The sequence below is a fragment of the Anaeromicropila herbilytica genome, assembly GCF_016591975.1.
Lineage (GTDB): Bacteria > Bacillota > Clostridia > Lachnospirales > Lachnospiraceae > Anaeromicropila > Anaeromicropila herbilytica.
The window spans coordinates 3,036,413-3,055,731 of the sequence record NZ_AP024169.1 but is presented as its reverse complement, the minus strand read 5'-3'; the positions used below and the strand labels follow the sequence as shown (position 1 = coordinate 3,055,731).

Genomic DNA, 19,319 nt, shown 5'->3' with positions numbered 1-19,319 from the left:
GGTTTGATTAAATTGTTGCTAGCGTAATATACATTTTAGATGTATAATAATTAATTACGAGAGGATAATACATAATCAAACCAATATTTGTGATTTATTGATATTAAAGGAGATTAAAATGGGATTATTTAGTAAGAAGAAAAAAGAAGAAGTATTTTGTTGTCCTATAAAAGGAAGAGTAGCATCAATAACAGAAACTCCTGATCCAGCATTTGCTGAAAAAATGATGGGTGATGGAATTGTTATCTTTCCTACAGATGGTGTAGTATATGCACCTTGTGATGCCACTGTTGCATTTGTATTTCCAACGAATCATGCGCTTGGATTAAAAACAGATTCAGAAATTGAGTTATTAATTCATGTAGGTATTGAAACTGTTAAATTAGATGGACAAGGTTTTAAAATGTTAGTAAATGAAGGCGATAGCGTTAAAAAAGGTGATAAATTATTAGAATTTGATTTAGAATATATCAAAGATAATGCTGAATCTATCGCAACACCTTTCATTGTAACTAATTTAAATGATAAACAAACAATAAAAATTCAAAAAACTGGTGATGTTTCAGCAAGTGAAGATATATTTTCAATTGTTTAATTTCAGGTAGACCAAAGGGGAACAACGAATGTTTCAAGTGATTAAAGTATTAAATAATAATGGAATATTAGCACTTAATAAAGAGGATAAAAAGGAAATAATATTCATAGGAAAAGGAATTGGCTTTCAATTCAAAAAAGATGAGATTTTTTCGAATATTGAAGATGCAAAAAGATATGGGTTACAAGAAGATTCTGAAAAAGGATCATCAATAAATATAATAAATAGTGTTGACCCTATCTTTTTAGATATTACGCATGAAATTATTTTAGTTGCTGAGAAAAAATTCGGAAAAGTAGATAATAATATTTTGATTCCCCTTGCGGACCACATTGCTTTTTCGATTGAACGAATTAAAAATAACATGCTTGTTAGTAATCCATTTGCATTGGACATTAAAGCGCTTTTTGAGGAAGAATATGAAGTTGCTCTTAAAGGTAAAGCAATTATCAAAGAGATGACAGGATATGATATAAATGATGATGAAGTAGGGTATATTACGCTTCACATTCATTCAGCCTTAAGTGAGGAGCGAGTTTCTCAATCGATGCGAGTAGCGATTATTGTGAGAGAAACTATTGAAAAGATTGAAAATGAATTCAATATAAAAATTGATATTAATTCTTTATCCTATAACCGTTTAATGAGTCATATTAAGTATATGGTGGCAAGAGTTATGAAAGGTGAAGTATTGAATCTTGATATGAGTCCTTATATGAAAAAAGAATTTCCGTATTCTTATCAAGTAGCAGAAGATGTCTGCAAGCAGTTGTCTAAAGAGTTTCGCAAAGAATTTTCTGATGTAGAGGTTGGCTATTTAGCAATTCATATAGAAAGAGTTAGAAACTTAGAACAAAAAGAAGAATAATAAAATATTTGAATATTTAGTTTAGAAGCCAATTCGGTAAAATTGATTACCAAATTGGCTTCTTTTTTTGCTGTAAAAATATTCTCTACTATACATAATGCATAAACTATTTGTTACATATTATATTAAATTAACAATTTGTAGAATTGTGATATAAAATATATTTGTTAATTATCTATAAGAAAATGGTAGAAAAATCGTAAATAATATCGAAAATACCAAAAAGAAATTTAATGAAAATGAAATAAATATTGAAAAATATTGGAAAATAGGCTACAATAATATTTACAGAAATTGGATATCAGAATAAATGGAGGGCTTTTTATGAATGATACTATCAGTATAACAGCAAGAGCTAGGATTGACACCTTGCTTGATACAAATAGTTTTGTAGAAATAGGTGCATTTGTTACCAAAAGAAATACAGACTATAATCTAATGGAAAAAGAAGCGCCAGCAGATGGTGTTATAACAGGGTATGGAACGATCAACCAGAAACTTGTTTATGTATATAGTCAAGAACCAAAAATACTTGGTGGTTCGATTGGAGAAATGCATGCAAGGAAGATTCAGAACTTATATGATTTGGCACTTAAGACTGGAGCACCAATTATAGGAATAATCGATTGTGCTGGATTTAGACTTCAAGAAGCTACCGATGCACTAGAAGGTTTTGGAGGAGTATATCTAAAGCAAAGTATAGCATCTGGTATTATTCCTCAGATATCAGTTGTATGTGGAATGTGTGGAGGTGGAGTTGCGATATCAACTGCACTGACTGATTTTACATATTTATCAAAAAATGCGGCAAAGCTTTTTGTGAATCCTCCTAATACACTTAATTTTGAACATTCGGTTACATATGATACAACTACATCAGAATTTAGAGAAGCATCTGGAAATGCTGATATGGTGTTAGATGACGAAAGTAATTTATTTGTTAAGGTAAGAGAGTTGATTGATATATTGCCTTCGAATAATTCAGAAGGGTGTACTACTGAGGAGAGTACAGATGATATAAATCGTATGATACATAATATAGAAGTTAATAATGATGTGAAAGATCTACTATATGAGGTATCGGATAAACAATATTTTTATGAAATAAAAGAAAATTACGAAAAGCAAATGGTAATTGGGTTCATTAAGTTGAATGGTAGAACAATAGGAGTAGTTGCTAATCATAGGAATGAAGAGAAAGGTGATGCGTTTCTATCAACTGAGGGTTGTTATAAAGCAGAACGTTTTGTTCGTTTTTGTGATGCATTTGAAATACCTTTGTTAACGTTAACAGATGTTTCAGGATACTTGGCGGATAGTGAAGAAGAAAAAACAATTGCATCTGCTGCAGCAAAACTGACTTATGCATTTGCTAATGCAACTGTACCAAAGATTAATTTAATTGTAGGAAAAGCGTTTGGAAGTGCCTATTTAACTATGAATTCAAAACATATTGGAGCAGATATTGTATTTTCGTATAAAGATTCTAAAATTGGTATGATGGATTCCAAAATAGCAACTAGCATTATATATGAAGATGAAATTAATGCTTCAACAGACAAGCTATTATATTTAGATACAAAAGCAGGTGAGTATGAAGAGAAGCAGATTAGTCCAATTGCTGCTGCTAAGAGAGGATATGTTGATAGCATTATAGAGATTTCGTCTACGAGGAAAGAACTAATCTATACATTTGACATGTTATACTCCAAAAGAGAAACTCGTCCAAGAAAAAAACATGGAACAATATAAATGAGGTGAGATAATGAATGAGGTATTCTTGTTGATAGAGGATGTGGATAATGCACTTCTAAATACTATACTTGGTATGCTTATTGTATTTCTGGTTCTAATTTTAATTAGTTTTTTTATATATATAATAAAATTTGTACCCAAAATGATAGAGAAAAGTATTAGTGATGATAAAACTAAGTCAATGGTTCAAAGAGATCAGCAAGTGTCTTTGAGTAAAAAATGTGAAAATTCGGACGTTTCTTTTACAGATAATGAAGAGTTATCACAGAATAAGGAACTTGTTGCAGTTATTACTGCAGTAATAATGGCTTACCTTGGAGATGAAGTACCAATTGATGGTTTGGTTGTACGAAGTATTAAAAGAGCTAATGTAAGCAGTTGGAAGAACTTTGATTAGGAAAGAGATACATCCGCAATATTTGGTGGATTAATATAAGAATCTTATTAGGAGGATTAAAAATGATGAAATATTATACTGTAATGGTGAATGGAACAACTTATGATGTAGCTGTTGAAGAAACTACAAATAAATCACCAGTAGCATCACTGGATAGAACTAGTATTATACCTAAACAAATTGATAATAACAATAATCAGAACCAAGACTCTATGAATAAAGAAACGGTGAAAAAAGATATTATAAATAGTTCTATTGATGAGGATAAGAAAGAGGAGAATTTTAAGAATCATGAAATGAGTAATATGACAGGAAAATTGGTTGTGAGTGCTCCTATGCCAGGAAAAATATTGGAGGTTAAAGCTAAAATAAATCAGACTGTTAAAAGAGGGGATGTATTGTTTATCTTAGAAGCAATGAAAATGGAAAATGAAATTGTTGCGCCAGAAGATGGAACAATTGTATCTATTGTTATATCAGCAGGGGATAACGTTGAATCCGGAGATATCCTAACCTATATGAATTGAAAGAGTTATAACAACATGGTAAGAATATCAAAAAATATAGATAAAGATTAATACAAGGAGGCCAAAGAACAAATGGAATATGTAATAAATACGCTTAATAATTTAGTAGAGCAGTTTGGTTTCTATCATCTAAAGTTAGGTAATTATATTATGATCCTAGTAGCTCTTTTATTTTTATATCTTGCAATTGCAAAAGATTATGAACCATTGTTACTTATTCCAATATCTTTTGGAATGCTTTTGGTAAATTTATTTCCAGATATCATGATGTCAATTAACAATTCGGATAATGGGATTGGTGGTTTATTAAGATATTTTTATATATTGGATGAATGGGGCATATTACCACCTTTAATTTTCCTTGGAGTAGGTGCTATGACAGATTTTGGCCCATTAATTGCTAATCCTTCTAGCTTCTTATTAGGCGCAGCTGCACAGTTTGGCGTATTTTTTACATACATCGTTGCTAATATTATAGGATTCTCGGATAAAGCAGCAGCGGCAATCTCAATCATAGGAGGTGCTGATGGACCTACTTCTATTTATTTGGCTGGAAAGTTAGGAGAAACGAAATATCTAGGGGCAATTGCAGTAGCAGCATATTCCTATATGTCATTGGTTCCTATTATCCAACCGCCAATTATGAAATTATTAACAACTAAAAAGGAACGTGAAATTAAAATGGTGCAATTAAGACAGGTATCAAGATTGGAAAAAATACTATTTCCAATAATTGTTACTATTGTAGTTGTACTATTACTGCCTTCGACTGCCCCACTAATAGGAATGCTTATGCTAGGCAACTTGTTTCGTGAGTGTGGAGTGGTAAAACAATTGCAGGAAACTGCCTCCAATGCTTTGATGTACATAGTTGTTATAATGCTTGGAACATCGGTGGGAGCTACTACAAGCGCTGAGAGCTTTTTGAAAGTTACAACATTAAAAATAGTTGGACTTGGATTAATTGCATTTTGCATTAGTACTGCTGCGGGAGTTTTGTTTGGAAAATTAATGTGTAAAATTACTGGAGGTAAAATTAATCCTCTGATTGGTTCAGCTGGGGTATCTGCTGTACCTATGTCAGCTAGGGTATCACAAAAAGTTGGGCGCCAAGCTGATCCAACCAATTATTTATTAATGCATGCAATGGGCCCTAATGTTGCAGGAGTAATAGGAACAGCAGTTGCTGCTGGTGTGTTTATGGCTATATTTGGAGTGAAATGACGATGTATTGCGAATGGTTGAAAGAAAATGAAATCAAGAAAGGATATGCCACATTGTGATTCTTTCAACCTATTATTGTGGCAGTAACGCATCTAGAGCTGATGTGTTATGTACTGGGTGTTAATTATATGAATGAATTAAATAAAAAACCATTAAAAATAACAGAGACGATTCTTAGAGATGCACATCAATCTCTTATTGCAACAAGAATGACAACAGAACAGATGTTGCCAATTATAGATAAGATGGATCAGGTGGGATATCATTCCGTTGAATGCTGGGGAGGAGCTACATTTGACGCATCTTTAAGATTTTTGAAAGAAGATCCTTGGGAGAGACTTCGATTACTTCGTAAAGGTTTTAAAAATACAAAACTTCAAATGCTTTTCCGTGGTCAGAATATATTGGGTTATAGGCATTATGCAGATGATGTGGTAGAATATTTTGTTCAAAAATCATTTGCAAATGGTATTGATATTATTCGAATCTTTGATGCGTTTAACGATATAAGAAATCTTGAATGTGCTGTTAAAGCGGCAAATAAAGAAAAGGGGCATGCACAAGTAGCTATTTCATATACACTTGGAGAAGCTTATACACTCGAGTATTATGTAGCATTAGCCAAACAGATTGAAGATATGGGAGCAGACTCCATATGCATTAAAGATATGGCTGGTCTCTTAGTTCCATATGAAGCAACAAAATTAGTAACGGAGCTAAAGAATGCTATAAAAATACCTCTTCAATTACATACTCATTATACAAGTGGAGTTGCATCAATGACTTATATGAAGGCTGTAGAAGCTGGATGTGATGTTGTTGATACAGCTATTTCTCCGTTTTCTATGGGTACGAGTCAACCAGCAACAGAGGTAATGGTTGAGACGTTCAAGGGAACCCCTTTTGATACAGGATACAATCAAAAATTACTTGCTGAGATTGCAGACTATTTTAGACCAATGCAAGAGGAAGCACTGCAAAGCGGATTGCTTAACCCAAAGGTAATGGGTGTTGATATTAAGACCTTATTATATCAGGTACCTGGTGGAATGTTATCTAACTTGGTATCACAGTTAAAAGAACAAAAAGCAAGTGATAAATATTATGAAGTTCTAGAAGAAGTGCCAAGAGTTCGAAAGGACTTTGGAGAGCCACCACTAGTAACACCTTCAAGTCAAATAGTTGGAACACAGGCTGTCTTAAATGTAATTACAGGTGAACGATATAAGATGGTTACGAAAGAGACAAAAGCACTTCTTCATGGTGAGTATGGTCAGACAGTAAAGCCTTTTAATAAGGATATTCAATCAAGAGTTATCGGTGAGGATACGCCAATTACCTGTAGACCTGCGGATTTGTTAGAACCTGAACTTGATAAAATTGAACAAGAAATGGCCCAATGGAAAAAGCAAGAGGAAGATGTACTGACTTATGCGTTATTTCCACAAGTGGCATTGGAATATTTTAAATTCCGTGATGCGAGGGAAACAGGAATTGATCAAACTATAGCGCATAAGGAAAGTAAATCATATCCTGCATAGGATAAAATAACATAATATGACAAAATATAGTAATATACTTACATAATATGACATCCACATAGGTAATTATGACTATTTATGAAGTAATGTGTTGAAAAAGGGGTTAAATAGTGATAGATTGTATAGTAAATAGTACCTAATTTATTTATGTGCTTACAGATTTGTAGAATTGTTAATTCGGAATTTTCTGCAAATAATTAAGGCTGTGTAGGGGAGTATTTTAGATACTAAATATTTCTTAAGAATGCAGTGGGGAGAATAAATAAACAAATAGTAGGATAATATACTTGGTTTTATTTATTACTGTATTCTTAGGAAATTATATAATTTGTTCTTAGTATATCTTGTTTTTCTTTCTAGTATTTATTAATAAATCCAGTCTATTAAATAATATCAATCTAATAATCCAGTAATCCTAAATGCATAATAATACAAGAATCTACACTCAATAAACTTATATTAGTCTTTTAGTATAAAATGTGCTGAGCTTTGTTCGTCAAACAGTGAAATTTAATGATGAAAAGTAAAGAAGATAACTTACAATGGCTGCAAATAGATAACTTTCGAAGTCTTCAAATAGCTTGACATAGTAGGTGAAAATAGTATATACTACCAAGTGTAAAGAAAAATACTTTACAGGTGGTGTTTCAATGAAAAATACGACGTTAAATAAAAGCTCTAGAGAAAAAGAGAATAACCAATCTTCTAATAGGAATGGCATGGAAGAGATTGATAAAATCGTTGAGTTATCGTTATTATATGATTTTTATGGTGAATTATTAAAAGAGCATAATAAACAAATATTTGAAGATTATATCTTAAATGACTTGACATTAAGTGAGATAGCAGATGAGCAAGGAATTAGTAGGCAAGGCGTTCATGATATCGTAAAAAGATGCAGTAAGCAGTTAAGTGTCTATGAAGAAAAGTTGCGACTGATGGATAAATTTATTCTTACGAAACAAAAAGTAAATCAGATTAATGAGCTTGCTAATAAAGTGAAGGAATCTGGAGATTTGAGTCATGTGGAAGCGATTATAGAATTAACGAACACAATATTAGAGGATTTATAAGAAGGAGGGTGTGCTTATGGCATTTGAAAGCTTATCGGAGAAGTTACAGAATGTATTTAAAGGCCTAAAGGGCAAAGGAAAACTTACAGAAGCTGATGTTAAATTAGCATTGAAAGAAGTTAAGATGGCTTTATTAGAGGCTGATGTTAATTTTAAAGTAGTTAAAAATTTTATAAAATCAGTAGAAGAAAAAGCAATAGGTCAAGATGTTATGTCAAGCTTAACACCAGGACAGATGGTTATTAATATCGTTAATAAAGAAATGGTTTCTTTAATGGGCGATGAGATGACAGAGATCTCATTAAAGCCATCCAACGAGATAACTGTCATTATGATGTGCGGTCTTCAAGGTGCTGGTAAAACAACTACAACTGCAAAATTGGCAGGTAAATTCAAACAAAAAGGCCGTAAACCATTATTAGTAGCTTGCGATGTATATCGTCCAGCCGCAATTAAGCAATTACAAGTAAATGGTGAAAAGCAAGGTGTTAGTGTATTCTCAATGGGAGATGGACATAAGCCTGTTAATATAGCAAAGGCAGCTATTGAACATGCATCAAAGAATGATTTTAATGTAGTAATTCTAGATACAGCTGGTCGTCTTCATATCGACGAGAGCATGATGGAAGAATTAATGGAAATTAAGCAAAATGTTGATGTACATCAATCTATTTTAGTAGTTGATGCAATGACAGGTCAAGATGCGGTTAATGTCTCTGAGATGTTTAATTCCAAAATTGGAATCGATGGTGTTATCTTAACGAAGTTAGATGGTGATACCAGAGGTGGTGCTGCATTATCAATTCGTGCTGTTACCGGAAGACCTATTTTATATATTGGTATGGGTGAAAAATTATCTGATCTAGAACAATTTTACCCAGATCGTATGGCTTCAAGAATTCTAGGAATGGGAGACATACTTACATTAATTGAAAAGGCAGAAGCTGAGATTGATGAAACCAAGGCAAGAGAACTTGATAAGAAGATTCGTAAAGCAGAATTTAACTTTGATGATTTCTTAGATCAGATGGAACAGATGAAGAAGATGGGTGGTATCAAGGATATCCTTGGTATGCTTCCTGGAATGGGTTCTCAATTAAAAGATGTTGAACTTGATGATAATATGTTCAAAGGGACTGAAGCAATTATCCGTTCCATGACAAAAGAAGAGAGAAGCAATCCAGCTGTTATTAATCCGTCAAGAAAGAAAAGAATTGCAGCAGGAGCGGGAGTTGATATTAGTGAAGTTAATAAGCTAATCAAACAATTTGAAAGCTCTAAGAAGATGATGAAGCAGATGTCTGGAATGATGTCTGGAAAGAATATGAAGCGCGGTAAATTTAAATTACCATTTGGATTATAAGCGTTATAAGTAAGTTTTTTATTATTATTAATTAAAAAAATAATAAGTGTAAAGAAAATTACTTGACATTCGTCAGTTTTTTGTTATAATCAATTACGAAGTGTGAAATTATGAAATATAAATTTCCACATGTAACTTGTATGTCATTAGACAAAGTAAGCAAGTGATTATATACAATAACTATATAAAGAAAAAACTAAGGAGGTGAAACACATGGCAGTTAAGATTAGACTTAAAAGAATGGGACAAAAAAAGGCTCCTTTCTATAGAATCGTTGTTGCAGATTCAAGAGCACCTAGAGATGGTAAATTCATCGAAGAAATCGGTACTTATGATCCAACAAAACAACCAAGTGCTTTCAGTGTTAATGAAGAAGCAGCTAAAAAATGGTTATCTAATGGTGCACAACCAACAGAAACAGTTAGCAAGATTTTAAAAAATGCTGGTATTAAATAATAGAAGTGATTTATCAGTTTCTATCGCTGTTTAATTAAAGGATTTATTAATTGAATTGGCACTAGATATGATATCACCTTCTGTTTGGAGGTGAAGGTAATGAAAGAATTAGTTGAAGTAATTGCTATGTCACTAGTGGATCATCCAGATGAAGTTGTTGTTACAGAAAGTGAGACTGACAAGGCAATTGTTGTTGAACTAAAAGTAGCTACCGAAGACATGGGCAAGATAATTGGTAAACAAGGCCGTATCGCTAAAGCCATTCGTACTGTGGTAAAAGCTGCAGCTTCGAAAGATGATAAAAAAGTTATTGTTGAAATAGAACAATAAAAAAATAATAAACCACCAACTAATGTTGGTGGTTTTTTAAAAATAAGAATAGGAGTTTTCTATGGATAATTTATTGCGAGTAGGAGTTATTTCTTCAACACATGGTATTAAAGGAGAAGTAAAAGTATTTCCAACGACAGATGATAACAAGAGATTTACGAAGTTAAAAAAAGTTATTTTAGATACTGGTAAAGAGCAGTTGGAGCTTGAGATAGAAAATGTACGATTTTTTAAACAAATGGTTATATTAAAATTTAAAGGTTATGATAACATTAATGAGATTGAAAAATATAAAGGTAAGGACCTTTTAATAGCAAGGGAAGAGGCAGTGCCTTTACAAGAAAATGAATATTTTATCTATGATATTATAGATTCAGCAGTTATTACAGAAGATGGACAAGAATTAGGTGTATTAACGGAAATTTTGACAACAGCTGCAAATGATGTATATGTAGTTAAAACTAAGGATAATAAAGAAATTCTATTGCCTTCTATCAGAGAATGTATCTTAGATATTGATATAGAGAATAAAGTGATTAAAGTTCACTTAATGAATGGACTTTTGGATTAAGGTTGAAGGAAAATGGATCTAGAAAGGAATGCCACAAAGATTCTTTTAACCTATTTAGTGGCAATAACGAATCAATTAGTAGATTGGTTATATAATGGGTATAGAAATGAAGTATCATGTATTAACACTATTTCCAGAGATGATTGAGCAAGGGCTGAATACAAGCATCATAGGAAGAGCAATCGAGAAAGAGATTATTGAGCTTAATACGGTTGATATTCGTGATTATTCTGTAAATAAGCATAAAAAGGTAGATGATTATCCTTATGGGGGTGGGGCTGGAATGGTGATGCAGGCTGAACCTGTATATAGGGCTTATCAGTCTATTGCCGGTACAACCCAGAAAGATAAAAAGCCAAGAGTTGTATTTTTGACACCACAAGGTAGAGTATTTAATCAATCGATTGCTAAAGAATTAGCTGCAGAAGAAGAACTTATCTTTTTATGTGGACATTATGAAGGAATTGACGAAAGAGTATTAGAAATGATTGTGACAGATAATCTATCGATAGGAGATTATGTGCTAACAGGCGGAGAATTGGCAGCAATGGTAGTCATAGATGCTGTTTCAAGATTAGTTCCAGGTGTACTAAATAACGATGTCTCTGCTGAGATTGAATCTTTTCATGATAATTTACTTGAATATCCACAATATACAAGACCTGAAGAGTTCGAAGGAAGAAAAGTTCCAGAGGTATTATTATCAGGACACCATCAAAAGATTGAACAATGGAGAAGAATGCAATCAATACAAAGAACAGCCACGAGAAGGCCTGATCTTATAAAAGATGCTAGTCTCACGGAGAAAGAAAAGAAGGAACTGGGATTAAACTAAAAGATCATTATCATTAAAGTTATAGTTTGCGATTGGAAGATAATGCGCGTTTACTATCACCTGATGGAATGCTATAATAGAATAAATGCAATCTTTGGGGAGGAATCTTATGAAATCTGACGTTCCTATCAATTCTAGTTCTAGCTGTGAGCAAGATGATAAAAATCAAGATTTATATGAGTGTAAATATGATTCTTGCATGATGCCTAAATTTCAAAAAGCTCATGTTAATTTAATTTCTCTAGTGGTAAATGAGTTGAATGAAGTGGTAATTTTTCATAACGAAAATAGAATTGAAAAAGAGCTTTACGTTTGTATTGCTACTAATTCAATGTACGAAAGTAGTAATGTAGAAGACGCGATTGCTTTTGATGTTGAAAAAAAATTAGGTTTAGATGTTCAAAGCGTCAAGTATTTAAGTAGTTGCTATCATAATCAAAATAATATACTGCATCTAGGGTATGTGTGCAAAGTAAATAAAGAGGACTTTCATATATCAAGGGGGATGGACAAAGCAGTATGGATGAATATGTATGAGGCATGTAAAAGTATAAAAGATTGTAGTCTTAGTATTTTTTTGTTAAAAAACTTTTTAGAAAATATATAAAGTATATAATTTGAAAAAAATGCTTGTATTATGGAAAAGGCTATGATAGAATAAGATGTTGTGAAATGGGATGTTCCTCTGCTACGGAGTGTATTAAGAACATCTAAATATTGAAGGAGGTCACACAAATGAACGATATTATTAAGAACATTGAAGCAGCTCAATTAAAGAACGAAGTTGCTGAATTTAATGTAGGAGATACTGTTAAAGTATACGCAAAAGTAAAAGAAGGATCTCGTGAAAGAATCCAGGTATTTGAAGGCGTTGTACTTAAGAGACAAAATGGTGGAGCAAGAGAAACTTTCACTGTTAGAAAGTCATCAAACGGTATTGGCGTAGAAAAAACTTGGCCAGTTCATTCACCAAATGTTGATAGAATTGAAGTTATTAGACATGGTAAAGTAAGAAGAGCTAAATTAAACTACTTACGTCAAAGAATTGGTAAAGCAGCTAAAGTTAAAGAATTAGTTAAATAATTAAGATATTAGGTTTTCTATTATTTTTATTATGAGATGATGAAGGGACAACTACTTATGTATTGTCCCTTTTTTAACATGATAAATTAGTAAATGATAAGTGAAAGAATTCGAGAAAGCTGAGTTCTATAATAAGGAGTAAGTATGAAGAGTAGTTATGAATCCTTTGATAAAAAGCCAATTTTTAAGAGAATTTTAAAGGAAATTGCTGTGTGGGCAGTAGAGATTGTAATTGTGATAGGAATTGCTTTTTTAACTATTCATTTTGGAGTTGAAAAAGTCACAGTTGTCGGAAAATCAATGGAGAATGCTCTTATGCCAGCGGATACTATTATCGTGAATAAGTTAGCTTATAAAATAACTAAGCCAAAAAGATATGATGTCATTGTATTTGATCAGAGTGGTAAAGAGCATAGTTATTATAATATAAAAAGAGTGATAGGTCTTCCAGGGGAAACAGTACAGATTAAAAATGGTCTTGTATATATTGATGGTAAAAAACTAAAAGAAGAGGTTAAAGTTAAGTCAATTAAAGATGGTGGAATCGCTGATGACAAAATAACCCTAGATGAAGACGAATTTTTTGTACTGGGCGATAATCGAAACAATAGTGAAGATAGTAGATACGCTAATATTGGAAATGTTATAAGTGATGAAATTGTTGGTAAAGCAATTTTGCGAGTGAATAAATTTTCGATTATTAGCCAGTTAAACAAAAAGTAGAGAATAAAGAATTGAGGTAGAATATGCATTTTCAATGGTACCCAGGTCATATGACCAAAGCAAAACGTCAGATGCAAGAAGATATTAAACTAATCGATGTAGTGATAGAGCTAGTCGATGCAAGAGTACCTTTAAGCAGTAAGAACCCAGATATTGATGAATTAGCCAAGAATAAATCTAGAATTATTCTATTAAATAAATACGATTTAGCAAGTCAGAAATATACTGAGGAATGGAAAAAGTGGTTTGAATCCAAAGGATATTTCGTTGCATTAGTGAACTCAAAGAGCGGTTCAGGAGTGAAAGCAGTTCATGAAGTAATACAAAAAGCCTGTAAGGAAAAAATAGAGCGTGATAGAAAAAGAGGAATCTTAAATAGACCAATTAGAGCTATGATAGTTGGAATACCGAATGTGGGTAAATCTACATTTATTAATAGTTTTGCAGGAAAGGCATGTGCAAAAACTGGAAATAAACCAGGTGTAACAAAAGGTAAACAATGGATTAAGTTAAATAAGAATGTTGAATTATTAGATACACCGGGTATTCTTTGGCCAAAATTTGAAGATCAAACAGTAGGACTTAGATTAGCATTTATCGGTTCTATAAAGGAAGAAATATTAAACATAACAGAACTTTCTATGGAATTTATTAAATTTATGCATTCCAAATATAGTGGAATGCTTGAAAAGAAGTATGAAATTGAAAAGTCAGAAGATTCATTAGAGACATTACAACGAATTGCAGATAGACGAGGCTGTAAATTAAAGGGAAATGAGCTGGACGTTAATAAAGCAGCAGGTATTATCTTGGATGACTATCGAAACGGACGTATTGGAAGAATTACACTTGAATTCCCTGAAATTACTGAAACAGTGCTTGAAGATACAAAAGCAATAGATGAAGGTAAAGAGATTGATCAATCGAAATAGAAAATAAATTTTCTAAAATACTGTTAACTCCAAATTAATATGATAGAATAAAGGTATTACCATTGATTAAATATTCATATCGTGAAGATTCATTTCTTAGAAAAGGGAGTACTGTATGGATAAAAGGGAAGAAATTGAAGATAGTATTGAATTTGTTAAGGATATGAAACGATATTATCAAGATAAAAATAATTATAATATCAATGAATTTGGTGAGAATAATCAGAGTTTAATTAATTTAAATAATATGATTGAAAAAGATACAAAAGAATCGGTACAGTTAGAAACAGAACAACCCTGCTGTAAGCTAGAAGATGATATAGATATTGATACATTATATAATGTAAATAATAATCATAGCTCATTTCAATCAGTATATAAAGAAGTATTTAAGTTTATTCTCATCGCATTGGTATCATTTGTTTTTGCTAATTTATTCACATCCTATGTAGGGCAATATACAAGAGTAAATGGTGAATCTATGGAAAATACAATAGAGAATAAGGATTATTTATTTATTGATAAGTTAACTTATTTAAATGATGATCCGGCTAGGTTTGATATTGTAGTATTCCCAAAATCAAAAGGTGTTTATTATATCAAAAGAATTATAGGACTTCCAGGAGAAACGGTTCAGATTATTCGAGGAATCATATATATTAATGGTGATCCTATTAAGGAAAACTATGGTAAAGAAGTGATAAAAGAATCTGGAGATGCTAGTAAGCCAATTGTACTACAAAAGGGAGAATACTTTGTGTTAGGTGATAATCGAAACGATAGCATGGATAGTAGGGATTCAGCTGTTGGTAAGATTGCGAGAGAACGAATTATAGGAAAAGCAATATTTCGCTTATGGCCATTCAATAAAATTGGTGGGATAAGATAGGAGCTAGTGTGAAAAAAAGCGTTTCACACCCTTGATTTGTATGTCGCCTATGGCGACAGATGGGAGCTAATGTGATATGAGTGTTAAGATAAATGATATAAAAGATGAATTTGCTATGGCTGATATTTCAGAAATTGATATATTGATTCAAAAATATCTTACTGATGAAAGAGCTGGAGTCAAGAAGATTATTGAAAAGTATAGAAAAGAAAAGGACAAGTTAATACTTGAGTTAGAGCGAATCGAAAAGATGAAGGAATATGAACATAAATATGAAGAATATTCTTATATCTGTGGAATAGATGAAGTTGGAAGAGGACCGTTAGCAGGCCCTGTTGTCGCGGGTGCTGTTATACTACCAAAGGATTGTAATATCTTATATATTAATGATTCCAAGCAGCTAAGCGAGAAAAAAAGAGAAGAACTATATGATATTATAATGGAACAAGCAGTTGCAGTAGGAATTGGTGTAGTCTCACCTGCGGTTATTGATGAAATTAACATATTAGAAGCAACTTACGAGGCAATGAGAATTGCTATTAGTAAGCTTAATGTTGTACCTGATCTTCTATTAAATGATGCGGTTCATATACCAAAAGTATCAATAAAGCAAGTAGGTATTATTAAGGGAGATGCGAAGAGTATTTCAATTGCGGCAGCTAGTATTGTAGCAAAGGTTACTAGGGATCAAATGATGAGAGAATATGATATCATATATCCGGGCTATGGATTTGCAAGCAATAAGGGATATGGGTCTAAAGATCATATTGATTCTCTAAAGGAAGTAGGTAAATGTCCAATACATAGAGATTCCTTTATAAAGAATTTTGTATAAAGAGTGATGGTGTGGAAAGATTACAATTCTATTAATTTTTGAAGTGTTCCATACCCCTGATTAGTACGTCGCTGATGGCGACAGATGGGAGCTTGTATGAATAAAGAAGATAGAAAAAAAGAAAATGTAGTTTACAATCATATGATAGAAAATGTCAATAAGAATGAAACAGATGAAAGAAATAAATTGAACAATAAGAATAAAGTAAAAACTGCAGTTGCTATCTCTTATGATGCAGATGATACAGCTCCTAGAATTATTGCTAGTGGAAAAGGGTATGTAGCGGATAAGATGGTACAGGTGGCCAAGGAATCGGATGTACCAGTTCATAAAGATGAGAAATTGGCAAATACATTATCGAAACTCGAAATCGGAGAATATATTCCTTCTGAGCTATATGGAGTTGTAGCAGAAGTCTTATTATTTGTCGATAATTTAGATCGTATTAAAAGCAAGGTATTTCCTGATAAATATACGAAAAAGTAATAAGGGAGATAATTATCGATGTATAATAAGAGAAAAATTGGCGGAGATTACGAAAAACTTGCAGCTAATCATTTAAGAGAAAAAGGATATACCATACTAGAACTAAATTTTTACCATCGTGGTGGTGAACTTGATATTATAGCAAAAGACGGCAAATATTTGGTATTTGTAGAGGTGAAATACAGAACTACAATTCATAATGGATATCCAGAAGAAGCAATAGATTATCGAAAAAGAAAATCAATCATTCAATCAGCAAATTATTATATGTATTCTCATGGATATTATGAAGATACTCCATGTCGCTTTGATGCAGTTGTAATCTTAGATAATGAGATTAAAGTGATTCAGGATGCATTTGAGATATAGTTAGATACATATGAAAATTCTTACATTACGAACTTTTATAATACATGGATAAGAATTGGATAGGAGGAAGCATGTGTAATCGCCTAAAGATGAAAGAAAGCAATCAAATAATAAATGAGAAATATAATAAAGATAATCATATCATTTATTTTAATCAAGAGGATGAGGTTCCAGTAATTAAATTTCAAGTTTTAGAGAAGATACCTTTTATTAAACATGGCTTTTCAACCAAACTAGGTGGAGTTAGTACGGGCGACCTAGCAACAATGAATCTTAGCTTTCATAGAGGAGATATGGCGGAAACGGTAACTGAAAATTATCGAAGGATCTGTGAAGCCATTGGCCTGGTGAAAGATAATCTGGTTTTTTCCGATCAAGTTCATGATATTAAGATCCATAAGGTAATAAAAGCAGATATGGGAAAAGGAATCGTAAGGGATAGTGACATAAAAGAAATCGATGGGCTAATTACAAATGAAAAAGACATTCCTTTAGTTACATTTTATGCTGACTGTGTGCCATTGTATTTTGTTGATCCGGTAAATAAAGCGATAGGACTAACCCATTCTGGCTGGAAAGGTACTGTTAGAAGGATTGGTAATGAAACAGTTAAAGCTATGAAAGAGAATTATAATTCATCTCCAGATGATATAATCGCTGTCATAGGGCCATCCATATGTCGTGATTGCTACGAAGTTAGTGAAGATGTTGCTAATGAATTTCGAACTAATTTCAAGGAAGAGATTGTAGATAAGATTCTTGAAGAAAAAGAGAATGGTAAGTATCAGCTTGATCTATGGTTAGTAAATAAATATATACTAATGGAAGCAGGGATTAAGGAAGAAAATATTACAATTTCAAGTGTCTGTACCTGCTGCAATCATGATATATTGTTCTCCCATCGTGCAACAAAGGGGAAAAGAGGTAACTTAGCAGCTTTCTTATCAATCTCATAGAATCACATAAATAACTTATAAAATAAGAACCAAGGTATTTGTTGATATATGGATATCAATAAATACCTTGGTTCTTTGGAAAATAATAGTTAATTTATTCAGTTAACTATGTGAATTCAATTCATAAATCATTTCATAATCAGTATTCACAGCATTATTTTAAGTTGCCATTACGAAAAGATTCTAATAATTCTTGAATACGAGTAGTTGGATTTAAAATCTTATCAACAGAAGTATCGTGATTTAATGTATCTATGATTAAAGCTATATATTTGCTTATATCAACACATTCATAGTATGGCTTGTCTAATAATTCCTGTGAGCAGTAAGATAAATTGGTTGTATAGATACGATGAATAATTCCATCTTCATAAGCTTTATCGAATTTATCAAAACCTTCGCTAAATAAACCATAAGTTGCTGCAATAAATACACGACGTGCTTTACGTTTCTTTAATTCTGATGCAACTTCTAGAATACTTTCACCGGAAGAAATCATATCGTCTACGATAAATACATCCTTGTTCTCAATAGAGCGTCCTAAATACTGGTGTTCAATGATTGGGTTCTTGCCATTTACAATAGTAGAGTAATCTCTTCTCTTATAGAACATACCCATATCTACGCCTAATACATTAGTATAGTAGATAGAACGGCTCATTCCACCTTCGTCAGGGCTGATAATAATTAAGTTGTCTTTATCAATTTTTAAATCTTTTTCGGTATATAGGAATTGACGGATAAATTGAAGAGTTGTGTAGAAATTGTCAAACCCACGAATTGGAGTAGCATTTTGCACTCTTGGATCGTGTGCATCAAATGTGATAATATTATCAACTCCCATATTAGACAATTCTTGTAATGCTAACGCACAATCAAGAGATTCTCTTTTCGAACGCTTATGTTGTCTGCCTTCATATAAATAAGGCATAATAACATTAATTCTGTGAGCTTTTCCATTAGAAGCAGCGATAATACGCTTAAGATCTTGGAAATGATCATCTGGAGACATGAATGTCTTATTTCCACATAAATTGTAAGAAATTTCACGATTGGTTACATCAACTAAGATATAAAGATCAGTACCACGAATAGATTCCTTGATTACGGCTTTTGCTTCACCTGAACCGAATCTTGGACAAACAGCATTTGCAAGATAGTTATCTGCCTCATAACCTAAAAAAGCGAGGGTGTGATCATTTTGATTCACTTGGGAATGTCTTGAGTCTACGATGTAATCATTTACTTTATCACCCATGGATTTGCAACTGTCTAAAGCAATAATTTTAAGCGGCGCAACAGGTATAGATTCAGACGTTGGGATATTAACGGTTGTCATGCAATGATTCCTCCAAATAATAAATGTAATTTGTATGAATTTTAACTAACTCAAAAATATATAATTGAGTTTGGGATACTAATAAGCGTAAAATCCTACGCAACTATTACATTTATAACACTTAAGATATCATTCGTCAAGAACACAATCAAGTACATGAAATATAGTTTAC

23 protein-coding genes are annotated in these 19,319 nt (G+C 32.2%); 22 read left to right on the top strand and 1 reads right to left on the bottom strand.

What is annotated here, in order from left to right:
* Positions 1-118: 118 nt before the first annotated feature.
* The 22 genes from bsdtb5_RS13265 (at position 119) to pgeF (ending at position 17,808) form a co-directional block, all read left to right on the top strand.
* Positions 119-595: a PTS sugar transporter subunit IIA gene (locus tag bsdtb5_RS13265; RefSeq protein ID WP_271712461.1), complete on the top strand. Its 477-nt coding sequence runs from the start codon at positions 119-121 to the stop codon at positions 593-595.
* Between the two features lie 28 nt (positions 596-623).
* Positions 624-1,463, top strand: a complete 840-nt coding sequence (locus bsdtb5_RS13260) for a PRD domain-containing protein (protein ID WP_271712460.1) — start codon at positions 624-626, stop codon at positions 1,461-1,463.
* A gap of 324 nt (positions 1,464-1,787) precedes the next feature.
* Entirely contained in the window at positions 1,788-3,215 is a 1,428-nt protein-coding gene (locus bsdtb5_RS13255) for an acyl-CoA carboxylase subunit beta (protein WP_271712459.1), read from the top strand.
* Between the two features lie 13 nt (positions 3,216-3,228).
* Positions 3,229-3,615 (top strand): OadG family protein, encoded by a 387-nt coding sequence (locus bsdtb5_RS13250; protein WP_271712458.1) that lies wholly within the window; start codon positions 3,229-3,231, stop codon positions 3,613-3,615.
* Positions 3,616-3,680: 65 nt separating this feature from the next.
* Positions 3,681-4,142, top strand: coding sequence for a biotin/lipoyl-containing protein (locus bsdtb5_RS13245; protein ID WP_456318960.1), 462 nt, complete (start codon positions 3,681-3,683; stop codon positions 4,140-4,142).
* Between the two features lie 72 nt (positions 4,143-4,214).
* Positions 4,215-5,366 carry a sodium ion-translocating decarboxylase subunit beta gene (locus bsdtb5_RS13240; RefSeq protein ID WP_271712456.1) on the top strand — a complete coding sequence of 384 codons (1,152 nt, stop codon included), beginning with the start codon at positions 4,215-4,217 and terminating at the stop codon, positions 5,364-5,366.
* A gap of 128 nt (positions 5,367-5,494) precedes the next feature.
* Positions 5,495-6,907, top strand: a complete 1,413-nt coding sequence (locus tag bsdtb5_RS13235; RefSeq protein ID WP_271712455.1) for an oxaloacetate decarboxylase subunit alpha — start codon at positions 5,495-5,497, stop codon at positions 6,905-6,907.
* Positions 6,908-7,557: 650 nt separating this feature from the next.
* On the top strand, positions 7,558-7,980 hold the full coding sequence (ylxM, locus tag bsdtb5_RS13230; protein WP_330611629.1) for a YlxM family DNA-binding protein: 423 nt from the start codon (positions 7,558-7,560) through the stop codon (positions 7,978-7,980).
* Positions 7,981-7,996: 16 nt separating this feature from the next.
* Positions 7,997-9,343 (top strand): signal recognition particle protein, encoded by a 1,347-nt coding sequence (ffh, locus tag bsdtb5_RS13225; RefSeq protein ID WP_271712454.1) that lies wholly within the window; start codon positions 7,997-7,999, stop codon positions 9,341-9,343.
* A 213-nt stretch (positions 9,344-9,556) separates the two neighbouring features.
* A complete protein-coding gene (gene rpsP / locus bsdtb5_RS13220; RefSeq protein ID WP_271712453.1) occupies positions 9,557-9,799 on the top strand; it encodes a 30S ribosomal protein S16 in 243 nt (80 codons plus the stop codon).
* Positions 9,800-9,898: 99 nt separating this feature from the next.
* Entirely contained in the window at positions 9,899-10,129 is a 231-nt protein-coding gene (locus bsdtb5_RS13215) for a KH domain-containing protein (RefSeq protein ID WP_271712452.1), read from the top strand.
* 61 nt (positions 10,130-10,190) lie between these two features.
* Entirely contained in the window at positions 10,191-10,700 is a 510-nt protein-coding gene (rimM, locus tag bsdtb5_RS13210; RefSeq protein ID WP_271712451.1) for a ribosome maturation factor RimM, read from the top strand.
* A 106-nt stretch (positions 10,701-10,806) separates the two neighbouring features.
* Positions 10,807-11,535 (top strand): tRNA (guanosine(37)-N1)-methyltransferase TrmD, encoded by a 729-nt coding sequence (gene trmD, locus bsdtb5_RS13205; protein ID WP_271716103.1) that lies wholly within the window; start codon positions 10,807-10,809, stop codon positions 11,533-11,535.
* A 109-nt stretch (positions 11,536-11,644) separates the two neighbouring features.
* A complete protein-coding gene (locus bsdtb5_RS13200; protein ID WP_271712450.1) occupies positions 11,645-12,142 on the top strand; it encodes an NUDIX hydrolase in 498 nt (165 codons plus the stop codon).
* 128 nt (positions 12,143-12,270) lie between these two features.
* Positions 12,271-12,618, top strand: coding sequence for a 50S ribosomal protein L19 (rplS, locus tag bsdtb5_RS13195; RefSeq protein WP_271712449.1), 348 nt, complete (start codon positions 12,271-12,273; stop codon positions 12,616-12,618).
* 144 nt (positions 12,619-12,762) lie between these two features.
* The gene (lepB, locus tag bsdtb5_RS13190) at positions 12,763-13,341 is read left to right on the top strand and encodes a signal peptidase I (RefSeq protein ID WP_271712448.1); all 579 of its coding nucleotides are present in this window, start codon (positions 12,763-12,765) and stop codon (positions 13,339-13,341) included.
* Positions 13,342-13,364: 23 nt separating this feature from the next.
* On the top strand, positions 13,365-14,273 hold the full coding sequence (ylqF, locus tag bsdtb5_RS13185; protein WP_271712447.1) for a ribosome biogenesis GTPase YlqF: 909 nt from the start codon (positions 13,365-13,367) through the stop codon (positions 14,271-14,273).
* 115 nt (positions 14,274-14,388) lie between these two features.
* Positions 14,389-15,162, top strand: a complete 774-nt coding sequence (gene lepB / locus bsdtb5_RS13180) for a signal peptidase I (protein WP_271712446.1) — start codon at positions 14,389-14,391, stop codon at positions 15,160-15,162.
* 76 nt (positions 15,163-15,238) lie between these two features.
* Positions 15,239-15,997 (top strand): ribonuclease HII, encoded by a 759-nt coding sequence (locus bsdtb5_RS13175; protein ID WP_271712445.1) that lies wholly within the window; start codon positions 15,239-15,241, stop codon positions 15,995-15,997.
* 96 nt (positions 15,998-16,093) lie between these two features.
* Positions 16,094-16,483, top strand: coding sequence for an EscU/YscU/HrcU family type III secretion system export apparatus switch protein (locus tag bsdtb5_RS13170; RefSeq protein WP_330611627.1), 390 nt, complete (start codon positions 16,094-16,096; stop codon positions 16,481-16,483).
* An 18-nt stretch (positions 16,484-16,501) separates the two neighbouring features.
* Positions 16,502-16,852: a YraN family protein gene (locus bsdtb5_RS13165; protein WP_271712444.1), complete on the top strand. Its 351-nt coding sequence runs from the start codon at positions 16,502-16,504 to the stop codon at positions 16,850-16,852.
* Between the two features lie 71 nt (positions 16,853-16,923).
* Positions 16,924-17,808 (top strand): peptidoglycan editing factor PgeF, encoded by an 885-nt coding sequence (gene pgeF, locus bsdtb5_RS13160; RefSeq protein ID WP_271712443.1) that lies wholly within the window; start codon positions 16,924-16,926, stop codon positions 17,806-17,808.
* A gap of 154 nt (positions 17,809-17,962) precedes the next feature.
* Here pgeF and bsdtb5_RS13155 read toward each other — a convergent pair whose 3' ends face one another.
* Positions 17,963-19,147 (bottom strand): ribose-phosphate pyrophosphokinase, encoded by a 1,185-nt coding sequence (locus bsdtb5_RS13155; RefSeq protein WP_271712442.1) that lies wholly within the window; start codon positions 19,145-19,147, stop codon positions 17,963-17,965.
* Positions 19,148-19,319: the final 172 nt, after the last annotated feature.

Coding starts and splice junctions, on each gene's coding strand:
- bsdtb5_RS13265 (WP_271712461.1), top strand. CDS start 119: ATGGGATTATTTAGTAAGAAGAAAAAAGAAGAAGTATTTTGTTGTCCT.
- bsdtb5_RS13260 (WP_271712460.1), top strand. CDS start 624: ATGTTTCAAGTGATTAAAGTATTAAATAATAATGGAATATTAGCACTT.
- bsdtb5_RS13255 (WP_271712459.1), top strand. CDS start 1,788: ATGAATGATACTATCAGTATAACAGCAAGAGCTAGGATTGACACCTTG.
- bsdtb5_RS13250 (WP_271712458.1), top strand. CDS start 3,229: ATGAATGAGGTATTCTTGTTGATAGAGGATGTGGATAATGCACTTCTA.
- bsdtb5_RS13245 (WP_456318960.1), top strand. CDS start 3,681: ATGAAATATTATACTGTAATGGTGAATGGAACAACTTATGATGTAGCT.
- bsdtb5_RS13240 (WP_271712456.1), top strand. CDS start 4,215: ATGGAATATGTAATAAATACGCTTAATAATTTAGTAGAGCAGTTTGGT.
- bsdtb5_RS13235 (WP_271712455.1), top strand. CDS start 5,495: ATGAATGAATTAAATAAAAAACCATTAAAAATAACAGAGACGATTCTT.
- ylxM (WP_330611629.1), top strand. CDS start 7,558: ATGAAAAATACGACGTTAAATAAAAGCTCTAGAGAAAAAGAGAATAAC.
- ffh (WP_271712454.1), top strand. CDS start 7,997: ATGGCATTTGAAAGCTTATCGGAGAAGTTACAGAATGTATTTAAAGGC.
- rpsP (WP_271712453.1), top strand. CDS start 9,557: ATGGCAGTTAAGATTAGACTTAAAAGAATGGGACAAAAAAAGGCTCCT.
- bsdtb5_RS13215 (WP_271712452.1), top strand. CDS start 9,899: ATGAAAGAATTAGTTGAAGTAATTGCTATGTCACTAGTGGATCATCCA.
- rimM (WP_271712451.1), top strand. CDS start 10,191: ATGGATAATTTATTGCGAGTAGGAGTTATTTCTTCAACACATGGTATT.
- trmD (WP_271716103.1), top strand. CDS start 10,807: ATGAAGTATCATGTATTAACACTATTTCCAGAGATGATTGAGCAAGGG.
- bsdtb5_RS13200 (WP_271712450.1), top strand. CDS start 11,645: ATGAAATCTGACGTTCCTATCAATTCTAGTTCTAGCTGTGAGCAAGAT.
- rplS (WP_271712449.1), top strand. CDS start 12,271: ATGAACGATATTATTAAGAACATTGAAGCAGCTCAATTAAAGAACGAA.
- lepB (WP_271712448.1), top strand. CDS start 12,763: ATGAAGAGTAGTTATGAATCCTTTGATAAAAAGCCAATTTTTAAGAGA.
- ylqF (WP_271712447.1), top strand. CDS start 13,365: ATGCATTTTCAATGGTACCCAGGTCATATGACCAAAGCAAAACGTCAG.
- lepB (WP_271712446.1), top strand. CDS start 14,389: ATGGATAAAAGGGAAGAAATTGAAGATAGTATTGAATTTGTTAAGGAT.
- bsdtb5_RS13175 (WP_271712445.1), top strand. CDS start 15,239: ATGAGTGTTAAGATAAATGATATAAAAGATGAATTTGCTATGGCTGAT.
- bsdtb5_RS13170 (WP_330611627.1), top strand. CDS start 16,094: ATGAATAAAGAAGATAGAAAAAAAGAAAATGTAGTTTACAATCATATG.
- bsdtb5_RS13165 (WP_271712444.1), top strand. CDS start 16,502: ATGTATAATAAGAGAAAAATTGGCGGAGATTACGAAAAACTTGCAGCT.
- pgeF (WP_271712443.1), top strand. CDS start 16,924: ATGTGTAATCGCCTAAAGATGAAAGAAAGCAATCAAATAATAAATGAG.
- bsdtb5_RS13155 (WP_271712442.1), bottom strand. CDS start 19,147: ATGACAACCGTTAATATCCCAACGTCTGAATCTATACCTGTTGCGCCG.